Genomic DNA, 26,806 nt, shown 5'->3' on the forward strand with positions numbered 1-26,806 from the left:
GGGAAAAATCGATCGAAGTTGTGGATGGTGTTGAGCGTGCCCGAGAAAACGGACACAGGATTGATGTTGTCGGAACACCGAGCGCCCGGTCGACTCTTGGCCCAGCGTGGGCTGTTCTCCGGAACGTCGCCGATCGTCAACGACGCCTTGTATGCCGTCGTCGAGGGTCGGTCCGACCACACCAGGTTCGATCTGCATCTCGAACAAGATGCGCGCGCACACACCAACACCTACTTCGGGCGTTTCGCCGCCAGTTACTGGCAGCGGTGGACCACCGTGCGGGAAGTGGTCGTCAGTGCCCGCGTGGAAGCCGAGTCACGGTGCAAGGTGCGTCTGGTGGCCTCCGACATCGCCGGGCACCGGCGAATCGTGGGTTCGACCGTCGTACGAGGATCCGACACGATCGAGCTCACCGGGGCCCTCGACAAGTTCGTCGACGGCGGCGCATTGTGGGTCGAGTTCGATGCGGTCGGTGGCGGCGTCGGAATCTCCGAGGTCGAGTGGACGGTGGAGTCGCCGTCGACCGTGCGCCCGGTGGCGATCGCCATCTGTACTTTCAACCGCGCGAAGGATTGCGCCGACACCGTTGCCGCACTCGCGTCCGACGATCGTGTGCTCGCGGCACTGGACGCCGTCTACGTCGTCGATCAGGGCACCGATCTGGTCGAGGATCGGGGGCTGTACCAGGAGGTCGCCCCGCGTTTCGGTGAGAAGCTCCATTACGTGCGTCAGCCCAACCTCGGTGGCGCGGGCGGATTCACCCGCGGCCTCTACGAGGTGTCGGCCGTCAACGAGCACGCCGACGTCATCCTCATGGACGACGACATCCTGTGCGAGCCCGAGACCGTGTTGCGCCTCAACGCCTTCGCCAACGTGACCGTCGAGCCGACGCTCGTCGGCGCGCAGATGCTCTACCTCCTCAACCCCGACTACCTCAACGTCGGCGCAGAAGAGGTCCACCTTCACCGTCTGGCCCACGGTCAGAAGGTCGAGAAGGCGCTCGGCAACACCAGCATGCTGGAGAAGAACCAGGAGCGCCGTGTCGACGCCGGCTACAACGCCTGGTGGACCTGCCTCATCCCCGCCGAGGTCGTGAAGAAGATCGGACTCCCCATTCCGATCTTCTTCCAGTGGGACGACGTCGAGTACGGAATTCGTGCTCGTGAAGCAGGATTCGTCACCGTGACCCTGCCGAATGCGGCGGTGTGGCACGCGGACTTCTACTGGAAGGACCACGACGACTGGGCGCGCTACTTCAGCACCCGCAACTCGCTGATCGTTGCCGCGCTGCACGGAGACGTCGCCACCAAGTTCATCAGGCGCCAGTTCCTGCGTCAGATCAGCGAGTACCTCGTGGCCATGCAGTACGGCCTCGCGGCTACCACGCTGCGCGGCATCGAGGACTTCCTGTCGGGTCCGGATGTGTTGCACGACGGCGGTATCGAGGCGATGGCTGCTATTCGCCGTGAGCGCGCGGAGTACCCCGAGACGGTGGCTCATCCGGCCGCGACCGCACCCGTGCGCGCGGCCGATCTCGCCACGCGTCGGGCTGCGAAGGACCACCCGAGTCGTCCGATGCTCGTGTTGTTCAAGCGTGTCGTGCAGCAGTGGCTCGGAAGGACCCAGCACGGACTCATCGGGGTTCCGCGTGAGGACGCCCACTGGTGGCACGTGTCGCTCTTCGATCACGTCGTCGTCACCGATGCGTCGCAGTCCGGTGTGCGAATTCGCCGCCGCGACAAGAAGAAGGCGGACAAATTGATGCGGCGCACCTTCGCGCTGCTGAAGCGCCTCGAAGAAGAAGGCGATTCGGTGCAGCAGAAGTACCGCGATGCCGTTCCAGAACTCACGAGCCGCGAGAACTGGGCGCGTCTCTACTCCAAATAATCCCTCGAGTCAGGCCGCGAGTACTCGGCCGACCACCTGTTCGTGGTCGGCGGTGTAGGCGAGGTATTCGAAGCGGATTCCGGTGCGTGAGACGAACTCCTGCCACGCGCGGTATTCGTGCTGCTCCCACCCGGGGAAGTTGAAGAACTCGTCGAACACGATGATCGTGCCGGGCACGAGGCGGTGTTCGATCAGATCGAGCACCGTGGCCGTGGAAGAGTACAGGTCTGCGTCGAGGTGCAGGAACGACACCGGCTCGGGTCGCTCGGCGAGAAACCCGGGCAGGGTGTCCTCGAAGAGCCCGGAGATCAGTTCGGCACCCGGAACGTCGGGCAGGGTCTCCTGAGCGAACTCGCCTTCGGGAAAACCTGTTCTCCACGCCTGGGGCAGGCCGGAGAACACGTCGAAGCCGTAGACCGGGTGCTTGCCGTCGAGCTTTTCGACGACGATGCGCAGGGTCGAGCCGGTGGCGACGCCGAATTCCAACGCGAGACCAGGAACTGTGACCTTCGACAGCGCATACCGCAACGTGTCCTGAGGATTCCAGAACAACGGCGCCTTGGGCATGTGCTCGAGCACGAAGTCACCGGACGTGCGCGCGGCATCGACGTCCATCACGTGCGTGAGGTCGCGGCGCACCTGTTGTTCGAGGTGATCGATGCGGGCGCGGGTGTCCGTCAGTTGGGTGCGGACCTCGCCGAGTTCCGCGAGAACTTGCCGATGCTGAGCCTCGAGGAGTTCGTGGGTTCGCCGGTCGGATTCCCCGATCACCTCGGTCAGAGCGCGTTGAAGCTTCTGTCTGGCGTTGCCGCGTGCACGATCGAACATGTCACCATGGTGCCAGGCCGGTCAGGTCGACGCGATCGTCGCGAGCCCTTGTCTTACCGCGGTGTAGAACTCGATCAGATCGTCGACGAGTGATCGACGTGTGATGACGTCCGTCGGGTCGCTGTCGTGGAGCCAGTCGGCGATGACGTCGAAGATGCCGCCGATCACGGCGATCGCGATGCGGCGGTGATCACCCTCGACGCCATAGCGCCGCCAGATCAGTTCTACGAACTCGGCTGCCCAGCGGCGGTTGTCGCGGCGTGCGCTTTCGGTGGCCGACGAGGTCAGCCGTGCACCACCAAAGGTGACCTGCGCTTTGCGCGGGTCGTCGGCAAGCATGTCCACATAGACCTGTAGTAGATGTCGCACAGCGGTCTGTTCACCGTCGGGGGCCTGCGCAAGCGCTGCGCCCATATGGTCGCGGTAGCCCATGGAGGTCCGCTCGTAGAGCGCGAGAAAACATTCCGGGCGGCCGTCGAACAGCCCGTAGAAACTCTTCGTGCTCACATAGGCGGTCCGACAGAGCAATTCGATCGACGTATTGGTGTAGCCGCGCGTGGTGAACAACTCCAGTGCCGCGTCGAGCAGCAGATCCCGGCGCTGAGCCCGACGCTGCTCCGGGTCCAGACCTCGGATCCGCCGCGGCGCTCCAGCGGAGGCAGAAGTTTCCGTCACGGTTGACAGACTAACCAATCCGCTCGTGCTGGGCGCCGGAGGAAAAATCGATCAGGTTTTGGAAACGATGGCTTGTTTTACACGGATCGCCTGTGCTCTACTTCCTGAACCCGGAGTGGCATGGCGCACATAATGGTGCGTCGTGCTGTGCAGTCACGGCGCTGGCGTTGTTCCCGGGCCCAGGGGTATCGGCGAGAGGTGTGGGTGGCGTGGCGCGAAATGCGGGTATCGGGAGTGGTGGCAGGCGACTGTGCGCGCTGGCGATGATCAGTGCGGTCGCCGTGTCGATCCCGCTGGTGGGGTCCGGTGTAGCGGCAGGTGATCCCGTTGGTGCGCAGGTTCCGGTGGGTGTCGACATGGCGCCGGCGCCACCGATTCCGCCACCGCTCCCGGACGACGATCCGTTCTACGACCCGCCCGCCGAGGTGGTGGCCGCTACCGCGCCGGGCGAGATCGTCGCGGCCCGTCCCGTGCAGCTGGCGAACTTTTCGGTGGTCCCGCTCAACGTGGACGCCTGGCAGGTGTCCTACCGGTCGAACAACCACCTCGGTGAGCCGATCGCAGCGATGGCGACGGTGATCAAGCCCCGCGGCGCGACCAAGAACGGTGCGCCGCGTCCGCTGCTTTCGTTCCAGTCGGCTGCGGATTCCCTTGCCCGCTACTGCGACCCGTCGTATCTCATGCAGCAGGGGTCGATCCCCTGGATGCTGACCGGGTCTGGTGCGGCCGGGTCCGAATTCCTGGAGGTGCAGGCCGCAGTGGCGCAGGGCTGGGCCGTCGTAGTGCCCGATGTCGAGGGTCCGGAATCGGCGTACGCCGCTGGACCGCTGTCCGGCCGGATCACACTCGACGGCATCCGTGCGGCAGAAAACTTCCCAGCACTTGGGCTCGACGGTGCTTCCACGAAGGTGGGTATGGCCGGGTACTCCCTCGGTGCCATGGTCACCAACTGGGCCGCCGAACTTCACCAGTCGTACGCGCCCGAACTCGATATCGTCGGCGCTGCGGCAGGCGGCAGTCTTCCGGACCTGGCGGCAGCCCTGAACCTTGCCAACGGCAACGCTGCGTCCGGGCTGATTCTCGGCGCAGTGATAGGGCTGTCCCGCGAGTATCCCGAGTTGGCGTCCTATCTCGACGCCCACCTCACTCCGGCCGGTCACGCCATGGTCGACACCAAACAGCGCCTGTGCCTGACGTATCAGGCAGCGGTGCTGCCGTTCACCGACAACAAGGCGTTGCTCACCGGGGGTGATCCGTTGCAGGCCCCCATGGTTGCGAAGGTTCTCGACGAGACCAGGCTCGGTCGCAACACGCCTGACATGCCAGTCTTCCAGTACCACTCGAACCCGGACTGGATCGCGCCCGTCGGGCCGGTCGACCAGCTCGTGCGCACTTACTGTGAGGATCCGAACGCCGAGATCGTCTATACCAAGGACAATGCCAGCGAGCACATATCGCTCGCCCTCGCCGGTCTACCGACGTGGATGTTGTGGATGGGTGACCGATTCGACGGTGCTCCTGTCGAAAAGGGTTGCACCACCCACGATGTCGGGTCCATGGCCCTCGACGAACGGACCTGGCCGGTGTGGCAGGAGAGCGTCGGCGATCTGGTCGCAGGGCTGTTCGGCGCACCGATCGGCAACTGAGCCGGACGGGTCGGCCGGCTAGCTGGGGCGCTCGAACTTCTCCTGACGTCCCAGCTTGCGTAGCCGCGTCCACTCGCGAAGCCCAGCTGGGTCGCGCCGGGTGACGAGGAAGTACCAGCCGAAACGGATCCACTCCTGCGGCAGCAGCTTGCGCATTCCGGGCTGGGACAGCAGGTATCCGCGGTTGCGGTAGGTGAAGAAGCGCTTGGTCTCGTTGTCCGGGTATTGCGTGTGCATCCGTCCGCCGAGGATCGGCTTGAACTCGTCCGCTCCGTTGGGGTGCACGTACGCGGTCTGCAGGCACGTGCCGAATGCGAGCCCGGAGCGCACCAGACGACGGTGTACCTCGACCTCGTCGCCGCGAACGAACAGGCGCAGATCGGGAACACCGACGGCGTCGATGGCCGCGGCCGAGAACAGGGCGCCGTTGAACAGGGAGGCGATTTCGGGCAGGAGATCGTCGGTGCCGAGTTCCGAGCGGAGGCGACGCCACTCGACGCCACGGCGCAGCGGAAATGCGAGACGATCGGGTTCGTCTATGTCGCACACCACCGGCGACACCTCGGACAGGTTGTGTCGGACGGCGCAGTCGAGCAGTGTTTCCAGGACCTGTGGCCCTTCGGGGCGTCCGTCGTCGTCGGCCAGCCACACCCAGTCGGCGCCGAGGGAAAGCGCGTAGAGCATGCCGAGCGCGAAGCCGCCCGCGCCACCCAGATTGTGCTGCGAGCCCAGGTAGGACGTCGGCACGCCGGCCGATTCGACGAGTTCGCGTACGGCAGTTTCGTTCGCGTTGTCGACCACCACGAGGTGGTCGAGCGGACGCGTCTGCGATTCGAGAACCTTCAGCGACTCGGCGAGCAGTTCGCGGCGCTTGTGGGTGACCACGACGCCGACGATGAAGCCGGCGTCCCCTGAACGGTCTGTCACTGTGCGGTGCCCTCACTCGCGGCAGCGTTCTTCTCGTCACGCTCCATCTCCTCGAGGGTGCGCCGTACGTGGGCCGCGGCGTCCTCGCCCTCGTAGGCGCGCACGACGTCCTCGATGTTGCCGTGCTGACGGATCTGGCCGTGATCGATCCACATCGCCGAGTCGCACAGCTGCGCGAGGAATTCGTTGGAGTGGCTCGCGAAGACGAGGATGCCGGAGCGCTCGACCAGGGCCTGCAGGCGAATGCGGGCCTTCTTCATGAACTCGGCGTCGACGGCGCCGATGCCCTCGTCGAGGAGCAGGATCTCGGGGTCGATGCTGGTGACGACACCCATCGCCACGCGAACGCGCATACCGGTCGAATAGGTGCGCAACGGCATGTCGAGGTAGTCGCCGAGCTCGGTGAAATCTGCGATCTCGTCCATCTTGGCGAGCATCTGCTTGCGCGTCTGTCCGAGGAACAGCCCGCGGATGATGATGTTCTCGTACCCGGAGATCTCCGGGTCCATGCCGACGCCGAGATCGAAGACGGGGGCGACACGGCCGCGAATGTGGGCGGTGCCGCGCGAGGGCTCGTAGATGCCGGACAGCAACCGCAGCAGTGTCGACTTGCCGGCGCCGTTGTGCCCGACCAGTCCGATGCGGTCGCCCTCCTTCAAGGACAGGGTGATGTCCTTGAGGGCCTCGACCACCACGACGTCCGAGTCGTTGCGGCCGATCGAGCCACCGGCCTTGCCGAGGAACGCCTTCTTCAGTGAGCGCGACTTCGCGTCGAAGATGGGGAAGTCGACGCAGGCATTACGCGTCTCGATGCTGACGTTGTCGGTCATGAACTTGCTACCTCTAAACCCAGTAGGCGACGCGGGAACGGTACTTGCGCAGTGCGAACAGTGCCACTGCCCAGCCGACGACGGTGATGGCGAGAACGATGTACCAGTGGTACGCCTCCTGCTCCTGCCCGATCATCGGTGCGCGCACGATGTCGAGGAAGTGGAACAGCGGGTTGATCTCCGCCAGTTTCACCCGCTCGGCGGCCTGTCCACCCTGGGCCTCCAGGCTCTGCGTGGTCCACATGATCGGGGTGAGGACGAACAGCAGGAGTGTGAGGCTGCTGAGGATGGGGCCGATGTCCCGGTAGCGGGTCGAGAAGATTCCGAACACAATCGACACCCACAGGGCGTTGAGGACCAGTAGTGCCAGCGCCGGGAAGGCCGCCAGGGAAGCCCAGGTCAGATCGCGCCACACCCCGAACGCCACCATCATGATCAGGTAGATGACCAGGTTGTGTGCGAAGAACAGCATCTGCCGCCACACCAGCCGATACACGTGCACGCTCAACGGTGAGGGCAGCTGTTTGATCAGGCCCTCGTTCGCGATGAACACCTCGGAACCCTCGGTGATGCTCGCGTTGATGAGGTTCCACACGATGAGGCCGACGGTCACGTACGGCAGGAACTCGCCGAGCGGGATGTCGAGCAGCGCCGCGTAGAGCAGCCCGATCGCCGACGCCTGGACACCGGTGGCGATGGTGATCCAGAACGGGCCGATGACCGACCGGCGGTACCGCTGCTTGATGTCCTGCCAGCCGAGGCTCAACCACAGTTCCCGGTGGGCGAAACCGCCCTTCAGGTCCTGGAACGCGCGACGGTACGTCTGCGAGTCGGAGACTGGCGCGCCGGCGCCGGGGGCCTCGGATTCGATTGCGGATGCTGACACGGAGACCGAGCCTACCGTGGTCGAAACCGGCGACGATTTCGCCGGTTGCTACAGGTACTGGCCGGTACCGGGGGCGTGCCGTTCGTCTTCGGTGGCGGGCGCCGTACTCAGCATCCCACCGGGCGGCAGCGCGCCCTGTCGCATCTGCTCGAGCTGGGAACGCGCCGCCATCTGCTGAGCGAACAATGCCGTCTGGATGCCGTGGAACAAACCCTCGAGCCAACCGACGAGCTGTGCCTGCGAGACCCGCAGTTCGGCGTCGGACGGGGTGGTGTCATCGGTGAAGGGGAGCGTGAGTCGCTCGAGTTCTTCACGGAGTTCCGGCGCCAGACCTTGTTCGAGTTCACGAATGGAGGACCTGTGGATTTCCTTCATCCGATTGCGGCTGGCGTCGTCCAGCGGAGCCGCGCGTACCTCTTCGAGTAGCTGTTTGATCATGGTTCCGATCCGCATGACCTTGGCCGGCTGCTCGACCAGGCCCGAAACTCCGTCGGGCCGGTCGGCCTCTTCGTCCGCGTCGGACTCGCTGCGGGCATCGTTGTTCTGCGGTTTCTCGGTGCTGTCCGAGGGACGGGCGGTCGGACGGCCATCCGGGCCGATCACGACGGCGTCTTCGTTATCCGAGTTCGTCATGACTCCATCTTGTCTGTTCCGGCGCGCCGGTGTGCAGTCTGTGCCCACGCGCAGCACCGGTGGCAGGAATGTCGGGGCAACAGGCATCTGGCTTCGACCGCGTTGACTTCGGGTCCTAGAGTGTCGGTCATGGTTTACGACGTTGCCCGCGTTCGGGGACACATCCCCTCACTAGGCGACGGTTGGATACATCTGGACCCCCAAGCAGGGATGCAGATTCCGGATGCGGTGTCTCGCAGCGTCTCCACGGCTTTCCGTGCTTCCGCCTCGTCGGCCACCGGCCGACACGTGTCCAACAGGCGCAGTGCGGCTGTTCTCGAAGCGGCCCGCGTTGCCGTCGCGGATCTCGTCGGCGGCGACCCGGCCGGTGTCGTACTCGGAGCGGATCGAGCGGTTCTGCTCGCCTGGCTGGCGGAATCGCTCAGCACCCGGCTCGGGCTCGGGACCGGTCTCGTGCTGTCACGGTTGGACGAGGAAGCGAACGTCGCCCCGTGGTTGCGAGTGGCGAACCGATACGGAGCCCAGGTCAAGTGGGCCGAGGTCGAGATCGAGACATGCGAACTGCCGGCGTGGCAGTTCCAGGATCTGATCACCGACACCACTCGGCTCGTCGCTCTGACGGCTGCATCGCCCATCGCAGGTTCGGCGCCGGATGTGCGCGCCGCGGCGGACCGGGTTCACGAGGTCGGCGGTCTCATCGTCGTCGATGCGAAGGGTGCGGCGCCGTACGCGCACGTGGACATCGAGGAGCTCGGCGCGGATGTCGTCGCTGTCGGCGCCACGGCTTGGGGAGGGCCGCAGGTGGGCGCGCTGGTGTTCCGTGACCCGACACTGCTCGACCGCATTCCCGCGATGTCGTTGAACCCGTACGCGCGCGGCGCCGAGCGTCTGGAGGTGGGCGAACACCAGTTCGCGTTGCTCGCGGGCCTCACCACGTCCATCGACTTCCTGGCCGGTCTCGACGATTCGGCCACCGGAACCAGGCGCGAGAAGCTCGAGACGTCGATCAGCTCGCTGCAGAACTACCAGGACACCCTGTTCGAACGGCTCGTCGCCCATTTGCAGCGTCTCCCGCAGGTGATGGTGATCGGCAGGTCGCCGAGCCGAGTCCCCACCGTCAGCTTCACGATCGACGGGGTTCCCGCCGACAAGGTGGCCACTCACCTCGCCGACAAGCGCATCGCCACCGTCAGCGGAACGCACGGCGGTTCACGTCTCCTCGATGCACTCGGCGTCAACGACGAGGGCGGTGCGGTCACGGTCGGATTGGCGCCCTACACGACCCGATACGAGATAGATCAACTCGCGGCCGAGCTCTCGACGCTGGGCTGAATCGGTTCATCTGCGTGGGATCGTCAGAATCACCTTTCCGACGGTGTCGGACGAATCGAGCATGTCGTGCCCGCGGGCGGCCTCGGTGACGGGCAGCTCGGCGTGCACCACCGGCGTCACGGCGCCCTCCGCGACGAGCGGCCACAACTTGGCTCGGACGTCCGCGACGACGTTCGCCTTGCTGGAGGTTCCGGTGGTGGGGCGGCTGCGTAGGCCGGCAGCACTCACGTGGGCACGCTTTCCGATCATTTTTCCGAAGTCGAGTTCGCCCTTGCGGCCACCCTGCATGCCGATCACGACGAGCTGGCCGTCGGGGGCGAGCGCATCGATGTTTCGGTCCAGATAGGCCGCGCCCATGTTGTCCAGGATGATGTCCGCCCCGTAGCCGTCGGTCGCCTTCTTCAGTTTCTCGACGAAGTCGCTCGCCTTGTAGTCGATGGCGATGTCCGCGCCGAGTTCGCGGCATCGAGCGAGCTTGTTCTCGTAACCGGCGGTGACCGCGACCGTCGCGCCGAGCGCTTTCCCGACCTGAATGGCGTGCGTGCCGATGCCGCTGCCGCCGCCGTGCACCAGCAGAACGTGGCCCTGGTGCAGGCCCGCACCCATGACGATGTTCGACCACACCGTGCAGGCCACCTCGGGCAGTGCCGCGGCGGCCAGGAGATCCACGCCTTCGGGCAGCGGGAGAAGTTGGGTGGCCGGGACCAGTACCTTCTCCGCGTAGCCTCCGCCGGACAGCAGGGCGCACACCTTGTCGCCGACCGCCCAGTCCGTGACGTCCTCTGCCACCTCCGACACGATGCCCGAACACTCCAGGCCGAGAACCTCGCTCGCCCCGGGCGGCGGCGGGTAGAGGCCGCGTCGCTGCATCAGGTCGGCGCGGTTCACCCCAGCCGCCGCGACGTCGACGACCACGTGTCCCGGTTCGAGTCGGGGATCCGGCTGTTCGGACCAGTTCATCGCATTCGAATCGTCGGGGTCGATAGTGATGGCATACATGTCACCGACGTTATCCAAAGCTCACCGGGTCTCGTCGATTTTGTGAGATCGACGTCCCGCACTCTGGACTCGGCGCTCACCTCTAGAATGTTGCGTGTGACAACGGAGCGAACGGACGCGAATGTGGAGCCGAACTGGCTCACGCCCGCGGAGCAGCGTGCCTGGCGGGGGTACATGGACGGCAACCAGCGGTTGATGGAGGTGCTCAACCGTGATTTACAGGATTTCCACGATCTGTCCCTTGCGGACTATCGAATTCTCGTGCTCTTGTCGGAATCGCCCGATGGGTCACTGCGAATGAGCGATCTGGCGGACGGCGTGTTGTCGTCGCGCAGTCGGCTCACACACCAGATTCGGCGCATGGAGAACGAGCACATGGTCACAAGGGACACCTGCATCGAGGACGGTCGAGGGGTTCTCGCTGTGATCACCGACGAAGGCCGGCGCCGCCTTACGAAAGCTGCACCCACACACGTGGCCAGCGTTCGACGGAACCTGGTCGACCTGCTCACCAAGACGCAGTTGAAAGTCCTCGCCGAGGTCTTCGAACGCGTCGACAAGGCCATCGACAGCCGCTGACCGGTTGTCGCAAGTAGGTGTCCTACCGATAGGATCGCCCACGGAAGCGTGGCAGAGCGGCCGAATGCACTCGCCTTGAAAGCGAGCGTGGGTAAAACCACCGGGGGTTCAAATCCCTCCGCTTCCGCCATAGGCAAAGAGCCCTGACCTGCTGATAATCAGCAGGTCAGGGCTCTTTTTGTTCGGCATCCGAACGTACCGGCGGGTAAGTCTTCACGGCTGTACAGTCCTCCCATCCGAGCGGGGGTCGGCCGATGGAGAGGCATTTCGATGTGTGAGGCAGATCCAGCCCACGTGTGTGGTTGGGGTCAGGCAAAGCTGGCGCCCGTTGTGAAGGTGGAGCGATCGTCGATGTCGCGTCGTCGGATGCTTGCGGGGGTCGGTGGTCTCACCGCGGCGGCGTTGTTGGCCGCGTGTGCGCCGAGACAAGATGCCGCGCCGGCGCCGACCACCGGCGCGAACCCGTCCACCGCGGGTTCGCCGGAGAATTCTGCGCGACTCGACCAGGCGACCAATGGCCTGGACGAGATTCAGGTCTGGCAGGAGGAGGTCTACAAAGACCTGCACCGGCATCCCGACGTGTGGCCGGACGAGGCCCGTACGGTGGCGAAGATCGTCGAGCGACTCGAGTCGCTCGGTGTGGACGAGGTCTTGGAAATCGGCGGTGGCGTGGTTGCCGTCATCCGCAATGGTGAGGGCGGCAAGGTCTTGTTCCGCGCGGACGTGGACGCGCTGTCGGGAACGGAGGAGACCGGCCTGGACTACGCCTCCGAAGAGCCGGGAAAGATGCACGCCTGCGGCCACGACATGCATGTGGCGTGGGGGCTGGGCGCCGTGGCGCTACTCGCCAGGAACAGAAACGCCTGGTCCGGCACGTACCTCGCGCTGTTCCAGCCGGGTGAGGAAACCGGCAAGGGTGCGCGGGCGATGATCGACGACGGCCTCGTCGACAAGATCGGTGCGGACAAGCCGGACGTATGTCTCGCTCAACACGTGCTCTCCGTGCCGGAAGCCGGTCACGTCGCCACCAGGGTCGGCCCGGTGCTCTCCGCCGGTGACAGCCTGAAGGTGACGGTCTACGGCAAGGGAACCCACGGCTCCATGCCGCACCTGGGTGTCGATCCGGCCGTGCTGGCGTCGTCGATCGTGCTGAGACTGCAGGGAATCGTCTCCCGAGAGATACCGCCCGGCGAGTTCGGCGTCGTGACCGTGGGGCAGATCGACGTCGGCACGGCCCCCAATGTGATCAGTGACCACGCCGAGATCGTGCTCAACGTCCGGACGTACGACGCGGGTGTCCGAGACACGATCCTTGCAGCCATAGAGCGCATCGTCCGGGGTGAGTGCGAAGCATCCGGGTCACCGAAGGAACCCACGATCGAGACGCTTTCCACCTTCCCGTTGACTGTGAACGATCCACAGGTCACCGACACTGTCACCGCCGCCTTCACCGAGATGTTCGGTGCGGACCGTGTGCACGAACTCGCGCCGGTGCCGGCATCGGAGGATTTCGGTCTGATTCCCACGGCTTTCGGGGTGCCGTACACGTTCTGGGCCACCGGCGGTTTCCTGCCCGGAACGCCGACGGTCGGTAACCACAGCCCGGCGTTCGCGCCGGCGATCATGCCGACCCTCAGGACGGGAACCGAGGCCGCTGTCGCAGCCGCTCTGGCGCATCTCGGTTAGCCTCTACTCACACCGTCGGGGCGGTCGGTTACCGAGGAGTCACAAAGTTGTGGTCTTGGGTTGACCAGTGGGTTGTCTGTGCTGTGCAATTGCTGTTCATCACTCGGGGAAGAGGATCTGAATGCGTCGTCGTGTAATGGCTGCGGTCGGGGCGGCGTTGACGCTGTCCCTCTTGGGGGGCGGTCTCACGGCGAATGCCGATCCCGCTCCGGCGCCCGGTCCCCGCATCGATTCGGTGCGCGTGGAGAGGGTCGACGAGTTGACCCCCACGCGTAGTGCCGTCTTCGTCGAATCGCCTGCGATGCAGCGGGTCGTCCAGGTTCAGGTGCTTCATCCGGCCGGTAGCGGATCGCGGCCGTCGCTGTACATGCTCGACGGCGTCAGTGCAGGTGAGGAGTCCAACTACACCGAGAGCACCTGGACGCAGAAGACCGATATCGTCGACTTCTTCGCCGGCAAGAACGTCAACGTCGTGCTCCCCGTCGGTGGGATGGCTTCGTACTACACCAACTGGAACCGGCCGGACCCCGTGCTCGGCGTCAACCAGTGGGAAACGTTCCTCACCAAGGAACTGCCGCCGATCATCGACTCCAAGTTCGACGGCAACGGCACCAACTCGCTCGCGGGTGTGTCGATGGGCGCGATGGGCGCGGGCAACCTCATCACCCGCCACCCGGACATGTACCAGGGTCTTGCCGCGTTCAGTGGATGTCTGGACAACACCCAGCCCAGCTCACGTGAGTCGGTCCGCGGCACGGTCGCTTTCAAGGGCGGCGACGTGACGAACATGTGGGGACCCGACTCCGATCCGGCGTGGAGTGAACACGATCCCACTCGTCACGCAGAGGTGTTGCGCGGCAAGGACGTTTACATCTCCACCGGAAACGGTCTCCCCGGACCGCACGAGCGCGCGGCCGGCGGCGACATCGCCTCGACCGTCGCTGTGGGTGGACCGCTCGAGGCCGCAGCCTACTTCTGCACTCAGACGTTCCAGAAGCGGCTCGACGAGCTGAAGATCCCGGCCACCTTCGTCTACCACCAGTGGGGCACTCACTCGTGGCCGTACTGGCAGGACGAGTTGAAGGCGGCCTGGCCTCTGCTCCAGAAGTCGCTCGGGCTCTAGCCGCTCAACACGAAGAAGCGATCACGCGCGGACCTTGGCACCGGCCAGGGTCCGCGTTTCGTCTTTGGTGGCGAAGGCGAGGAACGTGTCGTTCTCGTGCGGGTCGCCGATGGTGATGCGCACGCCGTCGTTTCCGTACGGACGCACCAGAACACCTGCCTCGGCGCTGGCGGCGCCGAATGCCGGGGACCGCTCCTCGATGGGCAGATACACGAAGTTCGCAGCCGTCTGCGGGACGTCGTAGCCCGCAGCGATCAAGGCGTCGCGTACCCGCTCGCGCTCGACGATGACGTCGTCCGTGCGGGCCAGGAGCTCGTCACGCGCGTCGAGTGACGCGATCGCGGCCGTCTGCGCGAGCGCGTTGACGCTGAAGGGGATGTGCACCTTGCCGAGCGCAGTGATGATCGACGGATCGGCTACCGCGTACCCCACCCGGATCCCAGCAAGCCCGTAGGCCTTGGAGAAGGTGCGGAGGACGATCACGTTGGGTCGACCCGGCAGGAGGGTGATGCCGTCGGCGTCGGTGCGGTTGTATTCGAAGTACGCCTCGTCCAGCGCGACCACCACGTGGTCCGGGACGGCGTCGAGGAAGCGTTCGAGTTCGGCTCGGCCCAACGAGCGGCCGGTCGGGTTGTTGGGGTTGCACACGAACACCAGTCGAGTGCGGTCGGTGATCGCCGCGAGCATCGCATCGAGGTCGTGACCGTAGTCGGGGGTCAGCGGAACCTGGACCGGTACGGCGCCGGCCACCTTCGTCACGACCGGGTACGCCTCGAACGAGCGCCAGGCGTAGACGACCTCGTCGCCGTCCTTGCACGTGGCGTGCACCAGTTCCTGGCACAGGCTCACCGAGCCGCAGCCGGTCGCGATGTTCTCTCGCGGAACGTCGAGGAAGGCGGCCAGCGCGTCGATGAGCGCAGTCGAACCGTTGTCCGGGTAGCGGTTGGCGGTGGTGACGGCCGCCGCGATCGCGTCCTGTACGCCCGGTAGCGGTGGAGGCGTCGTCTCGTTGCTTGCCAGCTTGATGGCGCCCGGGAAGTTCTTGCCGGGAACGTAGGCCGGGATCGAGTCGAGGTCTGTACGAGTCCGAGTGGTCACGATGCGATTATGCGCCCCGCTATGTGGTGCGTCGGCGGCCCGTCCGTGCCAAGGTGGTTGTATGTCGGGAATCTTCGAGGACAGCGCGCAATTGCGTGTGGTCGGGGAGCCGTCGGACCAGGCTCCGGGCAGTGTGCCCCTCACCGCGATCGAGCCGGACGGGCCCGCGCGCGGCGGGATTGTGGTTCTTCACGAAGCTCGTGAGTTCACCGAGCCGTTCCTCGAGCTGATGAAGTCGCTGGCCCTGGAGGGCTGGGTCGCCGTCGCGCCCCACCTGTTCCACCGGGAACCACTGCACAGCTCCGCAGAGGTCTTCGGTGACCACCTGTTCTCCGACTTCGACGCAACCTTCGACTGGCTCGTGGGCCGCGGGGTGTACGAGGATTGCATCGGCGTACTCGGATTCGACGACGCCGGGACGGCCGCGTTCCTCGTCGCCACCACCCGCCGTATCGGGGCGGCCGTCAGTGTGGCGGCACCCGGGATCCTGGAACCGCTGACGGACGACGCCACCGCTCTCGTTCATGCGGCGCCGGCGCTCCAGGTGCCCTGGCTCGGTCTGTACGGGGAAGACGACCCGTCGATTCCACTCGATCACGTCGAGCAGTTGCGGGAGGCGGCAGGTAAGGCTCAGGTCGCGGCCCTCGTCGTGAGCTACTCGGGCCTCGCTCACCGTGCCGACGAACCTCCGCAGGTCCCCGGTGACGAAGGTGGCGACGAGGCGCTCGCCGAAGCTATCCTCGACGCGCAACGTCGCATCTTCGATTGGTTCGACAGCAACCTACGTTAACGCCGTGACCACACGTTTTGCCTTTGAGGTGAAAAGGTGTGTAATCTTTCCGCTCGGCGGTCCGAAGGGATCGGAACCACCCCAGGGAGGCGTGCCAGAGCGGCCGAATGGGACTCACTGCTAATGAGTTGTCCCTTTTACGAGGGACCGGAGGTTCAAATCCTCTCGCCTCCGCCACGCCGGTGATAGTTGGCCGGCAAAAATTGAAGACCAGCGCCCGTAGCTCAACGGATAGAGCACCTGACTACGGATCAGGAGGTTAGGGGTTCGAATCCCTTCGGGCGCACAGAAGATCACCCCCTGAACTGCGATACCTCGCAGTTCAGGGGGTGACTTGTTTGTGTCGGGCGCGGATGGCGCGTCAGCATTGTTCCGATCTTCCTTGACTGTGCCGTGGCGGCACGGTGTCTCGTCGTAATGACCAAGACGAGACGCCTACCGAGGAGACCTCCGATGACCACTACCCACCTCGCTCCTGAATTGATCGCCGTCGAAGACTTCTTCACCGACCCCGAGTTCTCCGGTGCATCGATTTCTCCCGATGGCACCAGGCTGGCTTACCTGTCGCCGAAGGGCGGGCGGCGCAACGTCTGGGTGCGCGGTATCGACGAAGACCACGACGATGCGGTCTGTGTCACGCACGACAGCAGAAGGGGGATCTCGACCTTCTATTGGACGGACGATTCGCGCTGGTTGCTCTACCTGCAGGACACCGATGGAAACGAGGACTGGCATCTCTACCGGGCGGATCCGGAGGCGCCGGACACACCAGCGGTCGACCTGACCCCGCTACAGCCCGGATCGCGAGTGTTCGCTGTGAACCCATCGTTTTCGTCACCCGGCAGCGTGTTGGTGTGGATGAATCAGCGGCAGATGTTCGTCGACGTGTTCCGAGTCGATGTCGCCAGCAGTGAAATCACGGTGCACCAAGAACAGACCGTCCCGACGAGCACTGTTCTGCTCGACCGCAGTGGACGTCCGGCGTTCGAAACGCTCTTGGCCGAAGATGGCACTCTCGAGATCTCCGCGGTGGAATCGCATACCGGCGATCGACGACTTCTCCGTCGGATGGGCGGCGCCGAGCACCCGTACGCCATCTACCCGCAGATCGTGACGCCGGACGGGAATGGGCTTCTGATCGGCAGCTATCAGGACTCGGACGACCTGCGATTGGTGCGCATCGACCGTGACACCGGTGAGGAGACCGTGGTGAGCGCCGTGGACGGGCACAGCCTGTGCACGTTGGACTTGCACGCCCCCGGCCTGCTGCCACCGGCAGTATTGATCAGCCGCCGTACCGGCGAGGCGATCGCGGCCCGGTTCGTCGGCGACAGGCCCCGAATAGAGGTACTCGATCCGCATTTCGCGGAGGTCTACGAAGCTCTGAGCACTCTCTCCGACGGTGTGCTGGGCACGGCGTCGTCGGACGAGTCGGAGCAACGCTGGGTCGTCACGTTCGTCCACGACCGGGAACCGGGCGTGACGTGGTTCTACGATCACACCACCGGGGAGAGCCGGGAACTGTTCCGTTCGTTGCCGCACCTGGATCCCGCAGCGCTGGCTCCGATGACGGCCGTGAGCTTTCCCGCGCGAGACGGCCTACCCCTGCACGCCTTCCTCTCCCTCCCCGTTGGGATCGAGCCACAGAATCTGCCGTTGGTTCTCCTGGTTCACGGCGGGCCCTGGGCGCACGACACCTGGGGATACGACTCGGAGGCGCAGCTCCTGACCAACCGCGGATATGCCGTGCTGCAGGTCAACTTTCGGGGATCGACAGGCTACGGGCGTCGGCACATCACGAGTGCCATCGGTGAATTCGCGCGTGCGATGCACGACGACCTCATAGATGCCGTGGAGTGGGCCGTCGCGCAGGGCTACGCCGACCCGAACCGAATCGGGATCTTCGGTGGTTCGTACGGCGGCTACTCGGCCCTCGTCGGTGTCACTGTCACGCCCGACTGTTTCGCCGCCGCAGTCGATTACGTCGGTATCTCCGATCTCGCGAACTTCATGCGGACACTTCCCCCGTTCACTCGCCCCCATATCCACAACAATTGGTACCGCTACGTCGGAGATCCGGACGACCCTGCCCAGGAGGCCGACATGCTCGCTCGTTCGCCCATCACCATGGTCGACCGGATTCGCACCCCACTGTTGGTTGCCCAGGGCGCGAACGACGCTCGGGTGGTCCAAGCGGAGTCCGACAACATGGTGCGTTCCCTGCGAGAGCGCGGCGTTTCGGTCGAATATCTTCTCGCCGAGGACGAGGGCCACGGATTTGCGAACCCCGAGAACCAACTTCGGCTCTACCGCGCGGTCGAACGTCACTTCGCCGAGCACCTCGGGGGTCGGCTGGACGTGTGATGCTCGGTGGGCGGGCTCGAGGTCGTCGTGCGGGGAACGGCTACCAGGCCACGGGGCCGTCTTCGTCGGTGAACGTTCCTGTCGGGCCGTCGGCGGCGATGGTGGCCATACGTACTGCTGACCGGGCACCTTCGGTGGGCGTACTGACGCCGTGGTGGTTGTTGAGGTCCGTGGCGACGAAGCCGGGACATACGGCGTTGACGAGGATGTGTTCGGTGGCGAGGTCGCGGGCATACATCATCGTGACCGCGGTCAGCGCAGTTTTCGAGGGGACGTAGCCGAGTGCGATCGGGTCGGGATTGTCGAAGTCGGAGATCGAGCTCAACGAACCGGCGCTGCTGGAGACGTTGACGATCCGAGGGGATTCGGAGCGTCGCAGCAGTGGCAGAAATGCACTGGTGACGGTGATGACGCCGAATACGTTGGTCTCGAAGACGTACCGGACGTGCTCGACATCGGCGGACCGGGGGAGCTGCCCCGCGAAATCGGCACCGGGCTGATGGCTGACGCCGGCGTTGTTGATCAGGGCGTCCAGTCGGCCGTGTTGCGCTTCAATGGCGTTCGCTGCCGCGTTCACCGACGCAGGATCGGTGACGTCGAGAGCGACGGCAGTCACGGTGCCACCGGCCGCGCGCAACTCGTCGGCGGTCTCTTCGCCGCGCTCGCGGTTGCGGGCACCGATCACTACGGTGTGGCCCAGCTGTGCGAGTTGTGCGGCGATCTCACGGCCGATGCCTTTGTTGGCTCCGGTTACCAGGGCGATCATGGGGTCGGTCATGGTGTTTCCTTTCCGAGCCGCGGTCGGTTTCGACTCAGGACACCAGTCTGCAGCGCACGATCCGCACGTGGAATGATGTTCCGTGCGCTTTTCATGCTCTATAGTCCGATTATGGCGATAGACCGGCTCTCCGAGGTGCTCGACCTCATCGAGGTCAGGAGCGTGGTCTCCGGCGGTTCTGCGGTGCGCGGGCGGTGGCGGACACGCAGTGTCATAGATGACGACTTGAAGTTCGTCGCAGTAGTGCGAGGTGGCGCGATGCTCACCGCAAACGACGTGCTCACGCCGATCGAACTGGTTGCCGGTGATGTCGCGATCTTCAACGGCCGCTCATGGCTCGCCCTCGACGGGGGCACGGGGCCGGGCGAACCGAAGAATATCGAGCCGCCGACCGCCGGATCTGCGGTCCACGATGCCGACCTCGACGCGCCTGACGCGGATGTCCTCATCGGTGGACGCGTCGATCTCAACCCGACCGGGAGAGAGCTACTGCTCCAAGCGCTTCCGGCCGTCGCGCACGTCGGTGCCTCGAGCCCCGTCGGGCCGCAATTGCGGGGGCATGTCCAGCGTCTCTTCACCGAGATGGTCACCGGCCGAGCCGGAGCCGACTTTGCGATCCGCCAGTACGGGCAGTTGCTGGTACTCGATGTCGTCCGTGGGTTCATGCAGGAGGCCGACATGCCCGCCGGGTGGCTGAAAGTCCTTGCCGATGAACGATTGCGCCCGGCGCTGGCGCTCATTCACGAGCAACCCGCCAAAAGTTGGAGCCTCGACGACCTGGCCCGCGCATCGGCTATGTCGCGCACCATGTTCGCCCAGCGATTCCGCGACGTGGCGGGCACGCCGCCGCTGTCGTACCTCATCAACTGGCGGATGCTGCTGGCCCAACGAGAATTACGTGCTGCTGACTCCCGCGTCGGATCGCTCGCGTTCGAGCTCGGCTATTCGTCCGAAAGTGCGTTCAGTTCAGCCTTCAAGCGGCACGTCGGCGAATCGCCGCTGATGTACAAGACGCGAGTCCGGCAAGGCCTGTAGTTCCACGCGGTTCATCGGTGCACGGGAGATTGTTCAGCCGCTGAGGCCGAGGTTTTGCGTGAGCCGCTCCGTGAGTAGTTCTGTTGCGGGCGTGCGTATATCGGGGTGGCTGACAATCCCCACCAGGACTCTGATCTGTGCTCCGCCCGCGTCGAGGATCACGGTCCCGCCGCTGGGGGCGAGGCTACGCGGAATGACGAGTAATCCCATGCCGCGCGAGTGCAGATCCAGTGCCATACCGGGCGTCGAGACCTGGACGGCGATTTTCAGGTCTACGCCGTCCTGTCGAGCGACGGACTCGAGCGCATTGCGGGCGCCGGCACTCGCATCGAGAACGATCAGTGATTCGTTCTGCAAGTCCGTGATCGACACACTTTCTGTCGCGTCGGTAAGGCCGACCACCGTGAGGGGATCACTCATCAGCTCCTGCCAGTGCAGTGGCGACGGGGCGGTGCGCACCACGAGGGCGATATCCAGGGCGCCGTCGGACACGTCCCGTTCGAGGTCGGTGGAAGAGGCAGAGGTGATGACGAGTTCGATTCCAGGAAACTCCGACCCGAAAGCCGCCAGGGTTTCTCCCAGTTCGGGGAGATCGGCCCCTGTCACGAGACCCAGCCGCACCGTGCCGCGCCGGATGCCTGCGATGTCGTCCACGGCCTGCTGGACGCCATCCAGTGCGGCGAGAGCCGCCCGCACCTTCGGTAGCGCCACCTCCCCGGCAGGGGACAGCCGGACCTGCCTGCTCGTGCGGGCGAACAGCCGCTGTCCGAGATGGGCTTCGAGCTCCTTCATCCGCGAGCTGATGGTCGACTGCGCGATCCCGAGTCGGTCGGCAGCGCCGCCGAAGGACTCTTCCTCGGCAACCGCGACAAACGCTTCGAGCTTCAGAACATCCATCATATTTTCCGATTCTACCCATCGAATTGATCGGTTGGATAAATAGATGCTGCTCACGCAGACTGGAATCACAACATATGGGAGGTCGAGATGACGAACGCCGATCCGGCGAAACCAGCCGATACATTGACCATGACGCTGTTCCACTCCGCATTGCGCCGCGACCTCGAGCGGGCCCGGATTCTGTTGGAAGCCTCGGACGAGCTGTCTGTGCGCGGGCGGCGTCGACTCGGCCGACATCTTCTGTGGATGATGGGCAATCTTCGCTGGCATCACGAAGGCGAAGACCACTACCTATGGCCGCTCCTTCTCGAGCGAGAGCCCGAAAGCTCGTCGGTCCTCGACGCCATGGAGGCAGAGCACCACGCAATCGACGAGCCGCGGCTCCGGCTCGAGGCCTGCGCGCGTGGTCTCGTCGCGAGCCGCACGGAACCTCGCGAGGTGATCGATGCGCTGAATGCACTCGAGAAACCCTTGCTCGAGCACCTCGCCCACGAGGAGGGTGGGGGTATGGAAATCGCGTCCCGGGCGCTCGACCACCAGGAGTGGAAGGACTTCGAACAACGTGCGTGGATCGATGGATACACGGTGCGGGAATCGATTCGGTTCGCTGCGTGGATGGTCGACGGTGTCGAATGGACCACGTCGACCCGTCGTCGGATGGGACTGCCTGGCCCGGTCCATTGGGCCGTCGTGAAACCCTTGTCATCGTTGGCTCGAGTCCCCGCGCTCAGCATCTGGGCAGGAACGCCGGCCGCTCGGATCGGGAGCGAAGTCGCATGAAGCTGGTTGTTTTCGGCGCCACCGGTGGCACCGGCCGCCTTCTGGTGCAGCGCGCATTGGGCGACGGACACCAGGTGACGGCTGTGGTGCGGGATCCGGCGCGGCTTCCCGTCGAGCACCCAGAATTGGACGTCGTCGTGGCCGACGTGTTCGACAGCAGTTCTCTCGAACCGGTGCTGAAAGGGCACGATGCCGCGCTGTCGGCGCTGGGTCCGCGCGATCGCAAAGACACCACCGGGGTCTGCGCGGCCGCGGTCGGCGCGATCCTGGGGGCGATGGACGTAACGGGGGTACGGCGAATTGTCGCGCTCAGTGCCCAACCCGTGCTCGGAAACGGAGCGGGCGAGCCTCTGTGGCAACGCATTACAATTCTGCCGATCGTGCGCGCAGTCTTCCGTAACGTTTACGCCGACCTGGATCGGATGGAGACGATCCTGAGGCGAACCGACACCGACTGGACCATCCTGCGTCCTCCATACCTCACCGACGGCGCGGCACACGGCAACTACCGCAACGCTATCGATGCCAACGTGCCCGGCAGTATGACGCGAGCCGACCTAGCGCTGGCGATGCTCGACGTTCTCGATCAGCCGGCGACGATCAGGCGAGGGGTCGGCGTTGCCTCACCCAAGTAACTCCGCCGGTGCCCATCCGGGCCAGGCGGGTGTGCTCACCGGATCGCCCTCCGCGTAGCGCGCGACGATACGGGCGACGTCGGCAGCGGTGTTGTCGTACACGGTGGCGTGGTCGGTCGACGTGATCGCATCGACGACCAGTGGCCACAGGCGCGCGAATCGCTGACGGATCTTGTCCTCGGGCACCGAATGTCCGCCTTCGATGATGCGTTCGGCGACGCGGGCCACCGACAATTCGACCGGCACGAGCATCACGTGCAACACCACGACGTATCCGGCGTGGTGAGCGCGGTCGATCAGCTCGAGTTTGGAAGGGTGCGAGAACACCGTCTCCGCGATGAACGATTCGCCCTGGTCGATCAGCTTGTCGCGAATGGTCGCGGCTATCCGCGCGGCCTCGTACGAATGTTGCTCTGCGCTGTCGGGCCAGCGACTTTTCGCGATCTCGTCCGCGTTCACGAAGGCGCTGCCCGGTAGGAGGGGTGCGAGGCGCTGCTCGACGAAGGTCGACTTTCCGGAGCCGTTGGGGCCGATTACCAGGTCCAGGCGTTTCAAAGAACGGTCTGGGTGCCGTCGGGGTGATGCTTGACGATGCGCCCTCGCTCGTCGAGAACGATGGTTGCACGACCCTGCGCTGCGCGGTCAGCGACGTGGTTGCCGGTTGCGAGCGACTCTTCGAGGGCAGCGGCGACCTCGGCGTTGAACACCACGCCTTCCTCGATCGACAGCTCACTCAGCGGCACACGGCCGGCGAGCGCGGCCTCGACCCGACGACGCGCCACCTGACGTTGATCGGACACCTCGCGGCCGACGCGGGCCCAGTGCTCGAGCTGTTGACGCGCGGATCGATTCTCGCGCTCGCCTTCGCTCGCGGCCGCATCCACCAGCTCGGACGAAAACCTGGTCACGCGATCGGCGACGTTGGTCATGATCTTCTCCTTCGAGCGAGGAACCACCCGTCTGTCCAGTGTAGCAATCTGCTACAGAACGCGCCGCGCGGCTTTCGCCCCTCCCGTCAGGGCCAATGCACCCAGCGCGACGGCCGCACTGGCGACCATGGCGATAGCCATCGGCACCGCGGTGTCTTCGCCGCCCATGCCGACGACGGGTGAGATGAACGCGGCCAGCAGGAACTGCAGTGCGCCGAGGACGGCAGAACCGGTGCCGGCCGCATGCGTCGCTTCGCCGAGCGCAAGGGTCGTGGCGTTGGCAATGATCAGGCCGAGGCTGCCCATCGTGCCCCACAGTGCGATCAGAGTGACCAGAAGTGCAGGGCCGAGAAGGCTGTTGATCAGCATCACGATCGCGAACCCCGCTAGTAGAGTCAGACCGATTCGCAGGGTGACGCGGTCGCCTACCCGTGAGACGACAGCGTTGTTGGCGATGCTGAATATGACCAGGCCCAAGGCATTGACGGTGAAAACGACGCTGTACCAACCGGTCGAGAGTCCGTGGACGTCCTGTAGGACGAATGGTGACGCGGAGATGTACGCGAACATCACGCCGAAGGCGAATGCGTATGCCAGGGTGAAGCCGACGTAGCGGCGGTTACCGAGAAGATTGCGGGCCTCGCGGAGCATGGCTCCGGTGCCGCCGGTGGTGCGTCGTTCCACCGGGTGGGTTTCGGGTACGAGTGCGACCACGCACAGGAACATCAGTACAGACAGGGCGGTCAGAACCCAGAACACTGCGCGCCATCCGAATCCGGTGACGACTACGCCGCCGAGCAGGGGCGCGACGACGGGAGCGACCGCATTGATGACGACGAGGATGCCGAACAGCTTCGCGGCGGCGGTGCCGGTCGCGCGGTCCGAGATCACGGCCCTACCGAGGACGATGCCCGCCGCTCCGGCGAATCCCTGTACGAAGCGCGCGCCCGCCAACAGTTCGATTGTGGGGGCCAGCGCGGCTGCCGCGCTGAACACTGCGCAGGCGAGTGTGCCGACGAGAAGGAGTGGTCGTCGTCCGTATCGATCCGAGAGTGGGCCGAATACGAGCTGCCCGAGTGCGAGGCCGATCAGGAACGTCGTGAGGGTCAACTGCACGGCAGACGCGCTGGTGGAGAACTCGGCTGCCATCTCCGGAAACGCCGGCAGATACATGTCGATCGCGAGGGGCGCCACCGCTGCCAGGAGGGCGAGGGTTGCAACGATTCGCGCGGGGAGCTGGGGCGAACGCGTGGTCGGAGCGGTTTGCAGCTGGGTCACATCAGCCTTCCATTGGTAGAGGTATATCTAAAACTATAAATAGATTAACGGTAAGATGGTCTTTGTGTCCAAGGTTGCGCCCGTAGTAGTCGATGCCGATGTCCAGCGCTTGGCACACACCGCGCGCTCGTTGGTGTGGTCGCTGCGCCGCTTCGGTGAAAGGGAGGCCGGCCTGTCTCGGCTTCCGCATTCGGAGATCGAAGTGCTCCGCACTCTCGAAGAGCGCCCGGGGAGCACGGTCTCCGAGATTGCGCGGTTCCTCGGATTGCAGAGCAGCAACGTGAGCACCACTGTCCGCAGCCTCGTCGACCGCGGTCTGCTCGAGAGACGGGCCGACCCCGCCGACCGCCGCTCGCACCGGTTACATCAGACCGAACTGGCTCAGCAGAACAACGACAAGATCGATGACATGTGGACCCGCGGAGTCCGGAACCTGTTGGCAGACCTCAGCCCGGAAGAAGCAGCGAAATTGGCGGAAGCTGCTCCACTGCTCGCGCGTCTGGGTGCGATGCCGGACGCCTGAGTCCTCCGATTGTGTTGGTCAGTACTGCTTCGGTGTGAAATCGGGGCCTTTGAACTCGGAAACGATTTTCACGAGTTCTTCTGCAGTGTCATGGATCTGACTGTAGGTGGCCGCGGGCTCGTTGGTCGCACGATCGGTCCCTGGCGTCAAGGTGACTGATCCTGCCCATCCGGCGATCACAGTTTCGAAGGTCAGCCGAGCACTATTGATTGGCCACGTCTTCACGATGTGGTCGCCGACCTGCACCGTGTCGGCATCACGTGGGGGGGCGAGAAATCCGGGTGTGGCTGTGATCAGCGATGATGTGGCCACACGACCACCGTTCGCACGGAACGTGCAATGCCCTCCAGCCCCGATCTTGTCGTTCGGACCTGCTTCGGGGTTGTTGGGCTCACCGACGATGGGTTCGGGGAAGTGCCACACATCCACCAACAACTGTTCTGGGCGTTCACACAGATCGGAAAGGGAGCTGTCCGACAGTGGAGCGCGTTCTGCTTCTGAGCCGCAACCGGCGACAGCGGGCAAGCACATCAGCGCAGTGACAATGGCGGTGTAGGGCCGACCCGGAATCATGCGGGGAACTCCCATGCCTCTTTGTCGTCGTAATCATCGGATGTAGCTGCCGGCCACTTGTTGCCCGGGATGCCGTCTTGCGCGAGCACGTCGGTGGACAGGTCGTCGGCGGTAATCAGTTGCTCATGGATGAATTTGGCTGCGGTACCCGCGAGGCGGACGAAGGTCTCGACGATTCCTGTGACCAGGTCGATGGCATCCGATATTCCCCACGGTGCCTCGAGCACGGTCGCGATCTTGCTGATGGCTGCGGCTAGAGAAGTCACGTAACCGGTGACCGCCTCGACGACATCGGTATAGAACTGCAGCCCCGCCTTCGCCATGTCTTCAAGAGCGGTGACCACGGTGGCGCAGAGGTTGGCGACGGAAGTAGTCGCATCGATCTGTGCGGACATCGCGCTGTCGTACCGGTCGAACGCGAAGCCTTCCCAGTAGCCGTTGAGCGTCTGTTTGTCGGCGTCGTTTCCTGCCTCGATGACAGCTGCCTTGACCTTTCCCCATTCGGCCGCATCGTCGATGAACTTGAACGGGGCCGCGGCACCTTCGAGGGCTTCACTCAATTTGCCGCGCAGGGTGTCGATTCCCGACAGGATCTCGGCCCGCTTGGACTCGGCGTATTCGGCAGTCAGCCAGCCGGCTATCGATATACCGGGAATGATGCTCGTGCCAGTTCTCAGTGCCCCGATCAGTGTGTCGAACGCGTCAACGACTTCATCGGAACTCTCGTCGACCCTCTTGCTCTGGTCGGTGAGCTGATTGATGTGCCCTTCGAGTTCTGCCTTTGCATCGTTGGTCATTGCCCGCCGCCCACTTGCAGATCCTTGATGTTGCTCGCAAAGTTGCCTTCGGCGGTCTCGTACGCGTCAGCACACTTATTGAGTGCGCCTGCTGCACTATTGAATTCGGCACTTCCTTCGCTGAGACGGTCTTGTATGTATTGCGCGGCACTGTCGTACTCGGACCAGACGATCTGGAAGATTCCGAATTCCAGACGCGTCTTGTCCATGCCTGTGGCCGCGGTCGCCGCGCCTTCGAGCCTGTCGGCGCCGTTGCTCCAGTTCTCTGCAGCGATGCGCATGTGTTCGACGGATG

The 26,806-nt window shown here is 64.7% G+C and carries 28 protein-coding genes and 3 tRNA genes; 15 read left to right on the forward strand and 16 right to left on the reverse strand.

Annotated features, from left to right (window positions below; all coding sequences use genetic code 11):
* Positions 1-24: 24 nt before the first annotated feature.
* Positions 25-1,887, forward strand: coding sequence for a glycosyltransferase (locus tag ACZI8R_RS06290; protein ID WP_463378712.1), 1,863 nt, complete (start codon positions 25-27; stop codon positions 1,885-1,887).
* Positions 1,888-1,896: 9 nt separating this feature from the next.
* On the opposite strand, the gene ACZI8R_RS06295 is transcribed toward ACZI8R_RS06290, so the two are convergent.
* Positions 1,897-2,715 carry a class I SAM-dependent methyltransferase gene (locus ACZI8R_RS06295; RefSeq protein WP_463378713.1) on the reverse strand — a complete coding sequence of 273 codons (819 nt, stop codon included), beginning with the start codon at positions 2,713-2,715 and terminating at the stop codon, positions 1,897-1,899.
* A gap of 21 nt (positions 2,716-2,736) precedes the next feature.
* The gene (locus ACZI8R_RS06300) at positions 2,737-3,390 is read right to left on the reverse strand and encodes a TetR/AcrR family transcriptional regulator (protein ID WP_463378714.1); all 654 of its coding nucleotides are present in this window, start codon (positions 3,388-3,390) and stop codon (positions 2,737-2,739) included.
* A 263-nt stretch (positions 3,391-3,653) separates the two neighbouring features.
* On the opposite strand from ACZI8R_RS06300, the gene ACZI8R_RS06305 reads away from it, so the two are divergent.
* Positions 3,654-5,036 (forward strand): lipase family protein, encoded by a 1,383-nt coding sequence (locus tag ACZI8R_RS06305; RefSeq protein WP_463378780.1) that lies wholly within the window; start codon positions 3,654-3,656, stop codon positions 5,034-5,036.
* An 18-nt stretch (positions 5,037-5,054) separates the two neighbouring features.
* On the opposite strand, the gene glfT1 is transcribed toward ACZI8R_RS06305, so the two are convergent.
* From glfT1 to ACZI8R_RS06325, 4 genes are read right to left on the reverse strand one after another with little or no spacing between them, the layout of a single operon-like run.
* Positions 5,055-5,963: a galactofuranosyltransferase GlfT1 gene (gene glfT1, locus ACZI8R_RS06310; protein ID WP_463378715.1), complete on the reverse strand. Its 909-nt coding sequence runs from the start codon at positions 5,961-5,963 to the stop codon at positions 5,055-5,057.
* Positions 5,960-6,793 carry a galactan export ABC transporter ATP-binding subunit Wzt/RfbE gene (gene wzt, locus ACZI8R_RS06315; protein WP_463378716.1) on the reverse strand — a complete coding sequence of 278 codons (834 nt, stop codon included), beginning with the start codon at positions 6,791-6,793 and terminating at the stop codon, positions 5,960-5,962. The genes glfT1 and wzt overlap by 4 nt, the downstream gene beginning before the upstream one ends.
* A 13-nt stretch (positions 6,794-6,806) precedes the next feature.
* Positions 6,807-7,679, reverse strand: a complete 873-nt coding sequence (gene wzm, locus ACZI8R_RS06320; RefSeq protein ID WP_463378717.1) for a galactan export ABC transporter permease subunit Wzm/RfbD — start codon at positions 7,677-7,679, stop codon at positions 6,807-6,809.
* 48 nt (positions 7,680-7,727) lie between these two features.
* The gene (locus ACZI8R_RS06325; protein WP_463378718.1) at positions 7,728-8,312 is read right to left on the reverse strand and encodes a bacterial proteasome activator family protein; all 585 of its coding nucleotides are present in this window, start codon (positions 8,310-8,312) and stop codon (positions 7,728-7,730) included.
* A gap of 129 nt (positions 8,313-8,441) precedes the next feature.
* Between ACZI8R_RS06325 and ACZI8R_RS06330 the strand changes: the two genes are divergently transcribed.
* Complete coding sequence (locus ACZI8R_RS06330) at positions 8,442-9,644, forward strand: cysteine desulfurase-like protein (RefSeq protein WP_463378719.1); 1,203 nt, start codon at positions 8,442-8,444, stop codon at positions 9,642-9,644.
* Between the two features lie 6 nt (positions 9,645-9,650).
* On the opposite strand, the gene ACZI8R_RS06335 is transcribed toward ACZI8R_RS06330, so the two are convergent.
* Complete coding sequence (locus ACZI8R_RS06335) at positions 9,651-10,643, reverse strand: NAD(P)H-quinone oxidoreductase (RefSeq protein WP_463378720.1); 993 nt, start codon at positions 10,641-10,643, stop codon at positions 9,651-9,653.
* 96 nt (positions 10,644-10,739) lie between these two features.
* Between ACZI8R_RS06335 and ACZI8R_RS06340 the strand changes: the two genes are divergently transcribed.
* The 4 genes from ACZI8R_RS06340 to ACZI8R_RS06355 all read left to right on the forward strand — a co-directional run bounded on the left by ACZI8R_RS06340 (position 10,740) and on the right by ACZI8R_RS06355 (position 14,031).
* Positions 10,740-11,222, forward strand: a complete 483-nt coding sequence (locus ACZI8R_RS06340) for a MarR family winged helix-turn-helix transcriptional regulator (RefSeq protein WP_463378721.1) — start codon at positions 10,740-10,742, stop codon at positions 11,220-11,222.
* Between the two features lie 42 nt (positions 11,223-11,264).
* A tRNA-Ser gene (locus ACZI8R_RS06345) sits at positions 11,265-11,352 on the forward strand.
* Between the two features lie 221 nt (positions 11,353-11,573).
* Entirely contained in the window at positions 11,574-12,908 is a 1,335-nt protein-coding gene (locus tag ACZI8R_RS06350; RefSeq protein ID WP_463378722.1) for an amidohydrolase, read from the forward strand.
* Between the two features lie 121 nt (positions 12,909-13,029).
* Positions 13,030-14,031 (forward strand): alpha/beta hydrolase, encoded by a 1,002-nt coding sequence (locus tag ACZI8R_RS06355; RefSeq protein WP_463378723.1) that lies wholly within the window; start codon positions 13,030-13,032, stop codon positions 14,029-14,031.
* Between the two features lie 21 nt (positions 14,032-14,052).
* Here the strand turns inward: ACZI8R_RS06355 and hisC are convergent, their stop codons facing one another.
* Positions 14,053-15,129, reverse strand: a complete 1,077-nt coding sequence (gene hisC, locus ACZI8R_RS06360) for a histidinol-phosphate transaminase (protein ID WP_463378724.1) — start codon at positions 15,127-15,129, stop codon at positions 14,053-14,055.
* 61 nt (positions 15,130-15,190) lie between these two features.
* Here hisC and ACZI8R_RS06365 point away from each other — a divergent pair, with 61 nt between their 5' ends.
* The 4 genes from ACZI8R_RS06365 (at position 15,191) to ACZI8R_RS06380 (ending at position 18,283) form a co-directional block, all read left to right on the forward strand.
* The gene (locus ACZI8R_RS06365; protein ID WP_463378725.1) at positions 15,191-15,919 is read left to right on the forward strand and encodes a dienelactone hydrolase family protein; all 729 of its coding nucleotides are present in this window, start codon (positions 15,191-15,193) and stop codon (positions 15,917-15,919) included.
* Between the two features lie 85 nt (positions 15,920-16,004).
* A tRNA-Ser gene (locus tag ACZI8R_RS06370) sits at positions 16,005-16,096 on the forward strand.
* 36 nt (positions 16,097-16,132) lie between these two features.
* Positions 16,133-16,205: transfer RNA gene (locus tag ACZI8R_RS06375), tRNA-Arg, on the forward strand.
* Between the two features lie 167 nt (positions 16,206-16,372).
* The gene (locus ACZI8R_RS06380; protein WP_463378726.1) at positions 16,373-18,283 is read left to right on the forward strand and encodes a S9 family peptidase; all 1,911 of its coding nucleotides are present in this window, start codon (positions 16,373-16,375) and stop codon (positions 18,281-18,283) included.
* A gap of 40 nt (positions 18,284-18,323) precedes the next feature.
* Here the strand turns inward: ACZI8R_RS06380 and ACZI8R_RS06385 are convergent, their stop codons facing one another.
* Positions 18,324-19,061 (reverse strand): SDR family oxidoreductase, encoded by a 738-nt coding sequence (locus ACZI8R_RS06385; protein WP_463378727.1) that lies wholly within the window; start codon positions 19,059-19,061, stop codon positions 18,324-18,326.
* A 111-nt stretch (positions 19,062-19,172) separates the two neighbouring features.
* Between ACZI8R_RS06385 and ACZI8R_RS06390 the strand changes: the two genes are divergently transcribed.
* Entirely contained in the window at positions 19,173-20,096 is a 924-nt protein-coding gene (locus tag ACZI8R_RS06390; protein WP_463378728.1) for an AraC family transcriptional regulator, read from the forward strand.
* A 33-nt stretch (positions 20,097-20,129) separates the two neighbouring features.
* Here ACZI8R_RS06390 and ACZI8R_RS06395 read toward each other — a convergent pair whose 3' ends face one another.
* A complete protein-coding gene (locus ACZI8R_RS06395; protein ID WP_463378729.1) occupies positions 20,130-20,996 on the reverse strand; it encodes a LysR family transcriptional regulator in 867 nt (288 codons plus the stop codon).
* Between the two features lie 87 nt (positions 20,997-21,083).
* On the opposite strand from ACZI8R_RS06395, the gene ACZI8R_RS06400 reads away from it, so the two are divergent.
* Positions 21,084-21,776: a hemerythrin domain-containing protein gene (locus ACZI8R_RS06400; RefSeq protein WP_463378730.1), complete on the forward strand. Its 693-nt coding sequence runs from the start codon at positions 21,084-21,086 to the stop codon at positions 21,774-21,776.
* Positions 21,773-22,411, forward strand: coding sequence for an NAD(P)-dependent oxidoreductase (locus ACZI8R_RS06405; RefSeq protein ID WP_463378731.1), 639 nt, complete (start codon positions 21,773-21,775; stop codon positions 22,409-22,411). Before ACZI8R_RS06400 ends, ACZI8R_RS06405 begins: the two co-directional genes overlap by 4 nt.
* On the opposite strand, the gene ACZI8R_RS06410 is transcribed toward ACZI8R_RS06405, so the two are convergent.
* From ACZI8R_RS06410 to ACZI8R_RS06420, 3 genes are read right to left on the reverse strand one after another with little or no spacing between them, the layout of a single operon-like run.
* Complete coding sequence (locus ACZI8R_RS06410) at positions 22,400-22,966, reverse strand: ATPase (protein WP_463378732.1); 567 nt, start codon at positions 22,964-22,966, stop codon at positions 22,400-22,402. The two genes, ACZI8R_RS06405 and ACZI8R_RS06410, sit on opposite strands and share 12 nt — an antisense overlap.
* Positions 22,963-23,340 carry a TA system antitoxin ParD family protein gene (locus ACZI8R_RS06415; RefSeq protein WP_463378733.1) on the reverse strand — a complete coding sequence of 126 codons (378 nt, stop codon included), beginning with the start codon at positions 23,338-23,340 and terminating at the stop codon, positions 22,963-22,965. Before ACZI8R_RS06415 ends, ACZI8R_RS06410 begins: the two co-directional genes overlap by 4 nt.
* A gap of 51 nt (positions 23,341-23,391) precedes the next feature.
* The gene (locus ACZI8R_RS06420) at positions 23,392-24,618 is read right to left on the reverse strand and encodes a multidrug effflux MFS transporter (protein ID WP_463378734.1); all 1,227 of its coding nucleotides are present in this window, start codon (positions 24,616-24,618) and stop codon (positions 23,392-23,394) included.
* A gap of 55 nt (positions 24,619-24,673) precedes the next feature.
* On the opposite strand from ACZI8R_RS06420, the gene ACZI8R_RS06425 reads away from it, so the two are divergent.
* Positions 24,674-25,141, forward strand: a complete 468-nt coding sequence (locus tag ACZI8R_RS06425) for a MarR family winged helix-turn-helix transcriptional regulator (protein WP_463378735.1) — start codon at positions 24,674-24,676, stop codon at positions 25,139-25,141.
* An 18-nt stretch (positions 25,142-25,159) separates the two neighbouring features.
* Here ACZI8R_RS06425 and ACZI8R_RS06430 read toward each other — a convergent pair whose 3' ends face one another.
* Genes ACZI8R_RS06430 through ACZI8R_RS06440 form a run of 3 tightly spaced genes read right to left on the reverse strand, consistent with a single transcriptional unit; the run spans position 25,160 to position 26,792 of the window.
* Positions 25,160-25,729, reverse strand: coding sequence for a hypothetical protein (locus ACZI8R_RS06430; RefSeq protein ID WP_463378736.1), 570 nt, complete (start codon positions 25,727-25,729; stop codon positions 25,160-25,162).
* Complete coding sequence (locus ACZI8R_RS06435; RefSeq protein WP_463378737.1) at positions 25,711-26,511, reverse strand: hypothetical protein; 801 nt, start codon at positions 26,509-26,511, stop codon at positions 25,711-25,713. The genes ACZI8R_RS06430 and ACZI8R_RS06435 overlap by 19 nt, the downstream gene beginning before the upstream one ends.
* Positions 26,508-26,792 carry a hypothetical protein gene (locus ACZI8R_RS06440; RefSeq protein ID WP_463378738.1) on the reverse strand — a complete coding sequence of 95 codons (285 nt, stop codon included), beginning with the start codon at positions 26,790-26,792 and terminating at the stop codon, positions 26,508-26,510. Before ACZI8R_RS06440 ends, ACZI8R_RS06435 begins: the two co-directional genes overlap by 4 nt.
* Positions 26,793-26,806 lie beyond the last annotated feature (14 nt).

Source organism: Rhodococcus huquni, from assembly GCF_055231055.1.

Bases quoted from the DNA above. Each gene is read 5' to 3' on its own strand.
- ACZI8R_RS06290 (WP_463378712.1), top strand. From the start codon at position 25: ATGGTGTTGAGCGTGCCCGAGAAAACGGACACAGGATTGATGTTGTCG.
- ACZI8R_RS06295 (WP_463378713.1), bottom strand. From the start codon at position 2,715: ATGTTCGATCGTGCACGCGGCAACGCCAGACAGAAGCTTCAACGCGCT.
- ACZI8R_RS06305 (WP_463378780.1), top strand. From the start codon at position 3,654: ATGATCAGTGCGGTCGCCGTGTCGATCCCGCTGGTGGGGTCCGGTGTA.
- wzt (WP_463378716.1), bottom strand. From the start codon at position 6,793: ATGACCGACAACGTCAGCATCGAGACGCGTAATGCCTGCGTCGACTTC.
- ACZI8R_RS06325 (WP_463378718.1), bottom strand. From the start codon at position 8,312: ATGACGAACTCGGATAACGAAGACGCCGTCGTGATCGGCCCGGATGGC.
- ACZI8R_RS06330 (WP_463378719.1), top strand. From the start codon at position 8,442: ATGGTTTACGACGTTGCCCGCGTTCGGGGACACATCCCCTCACTAGGC.
- ACZI8R_RS06335 (WP_463378720.1), bottom strand. From the start codon at position 10,643: ATGTATGCCATCACTATCGACCCCGACGATTCGAATGCGATGAACTGG.
- ACZI8R_RS06350 (WP_463378722.1), top strand. From the start codon at position 11,574: ATGTCGCGTCGTCGGATGCTTGCGGGGGTCGGTGGTCTCACCGCGGCG.
- ACZI8R_RS06355 (WP_463378723.1), top strand. From the start codon at position 13,030: ATGCGTCGTCGTGTAATGGCTGCGGTCGGGGCGGCGTTGACGCTGTCC.
- ACZI8R_RS06365 (WP_463378725.1), top strand. From the start codon at position 15,191: ATGTCGGGAATCTTCGAGGACAGCGCGCAATTGCGTGTGGTCGGGGAG.
- ACZI8R_RS06380 (WP_463378726.1), top strand. From the start codon at position 16,373: ATGACCACTACCCACCTCGCTCCTGAATTGATCGCCGTCGAAGACTTC.
- ACZI8R_RS06385 (WP_463378727.1), bottom strand. From the start codon at position 19,061: ATGACCGACCCCATGATCGCCCTGGTAACCGGAGCCAACAAAGGCATC.
- ACZI8R_RS06390 (WP_463378728.1), top strand. From the start codon at position 19,173: ATGGCGATAGACCGGCTCTCCGAGGTGCTCGACCTCATCGAGGTCAGG.
- ACZI8R_RS06395 (WP_463378729.1), bottom strand. From the start codon at position 20,996: ATGATGGATGTTCTGAAGCTCGAAGCGTTTGTCGCGGTTGCCGAGGAA.
- ACZI8R_RS06400 (WP_463378730.1), top strand. From the start codon at position 21,084: ATGACGAACGCCGATCCGGCGAAACCAGCCGATACATTGACCATGACG.
- ACZI8R_RS06405 (WP_463378731.1), top strand. From the start codon at position 21,773: ATGAAGCTGGTTGTTTTCGGCGCCACCGGTGGCACCGGCCGCCTTCTG.
- ACZI8R_RS06415 (WP_463378733.1), bottom strand. From the start codon at position 23,340: ATGACCAACGTCGCCGATCGCGTGACCAGGTTTTCGTCCGAGCTGGTG.
- ACZI8R_RS06425 (WP_463378735.1), top strand. From the start codon at position 24,674: ATGGTCTTTGTGTCCAAGGTTGCGCCCGTAGTAGTCGATGCCGATGTC.
- ACZI8R_RS06430 (WP_463378736.1), bottom strand. From the start codon at position 25,729: ATGGGAGTTCCCCGCATGATTCCGGGTCGGCCCTACACCGCCATTGTC.
- ACZI8R_RS06435 (WP_463378737.1), bottom strand. From the start codon at position 26,511: ATGACCAACGATGCAAAGGCAGAACTCGAAGGGCACATCAATCAGCTC.
- ACZI8R_RS06440 (WP_463378738.1), bottom strand. From the start codon at position 26,792: ATGCGCATCGCTGCAGAGAACTGGAGCAACGGCGCCGACAGGCTCGAA.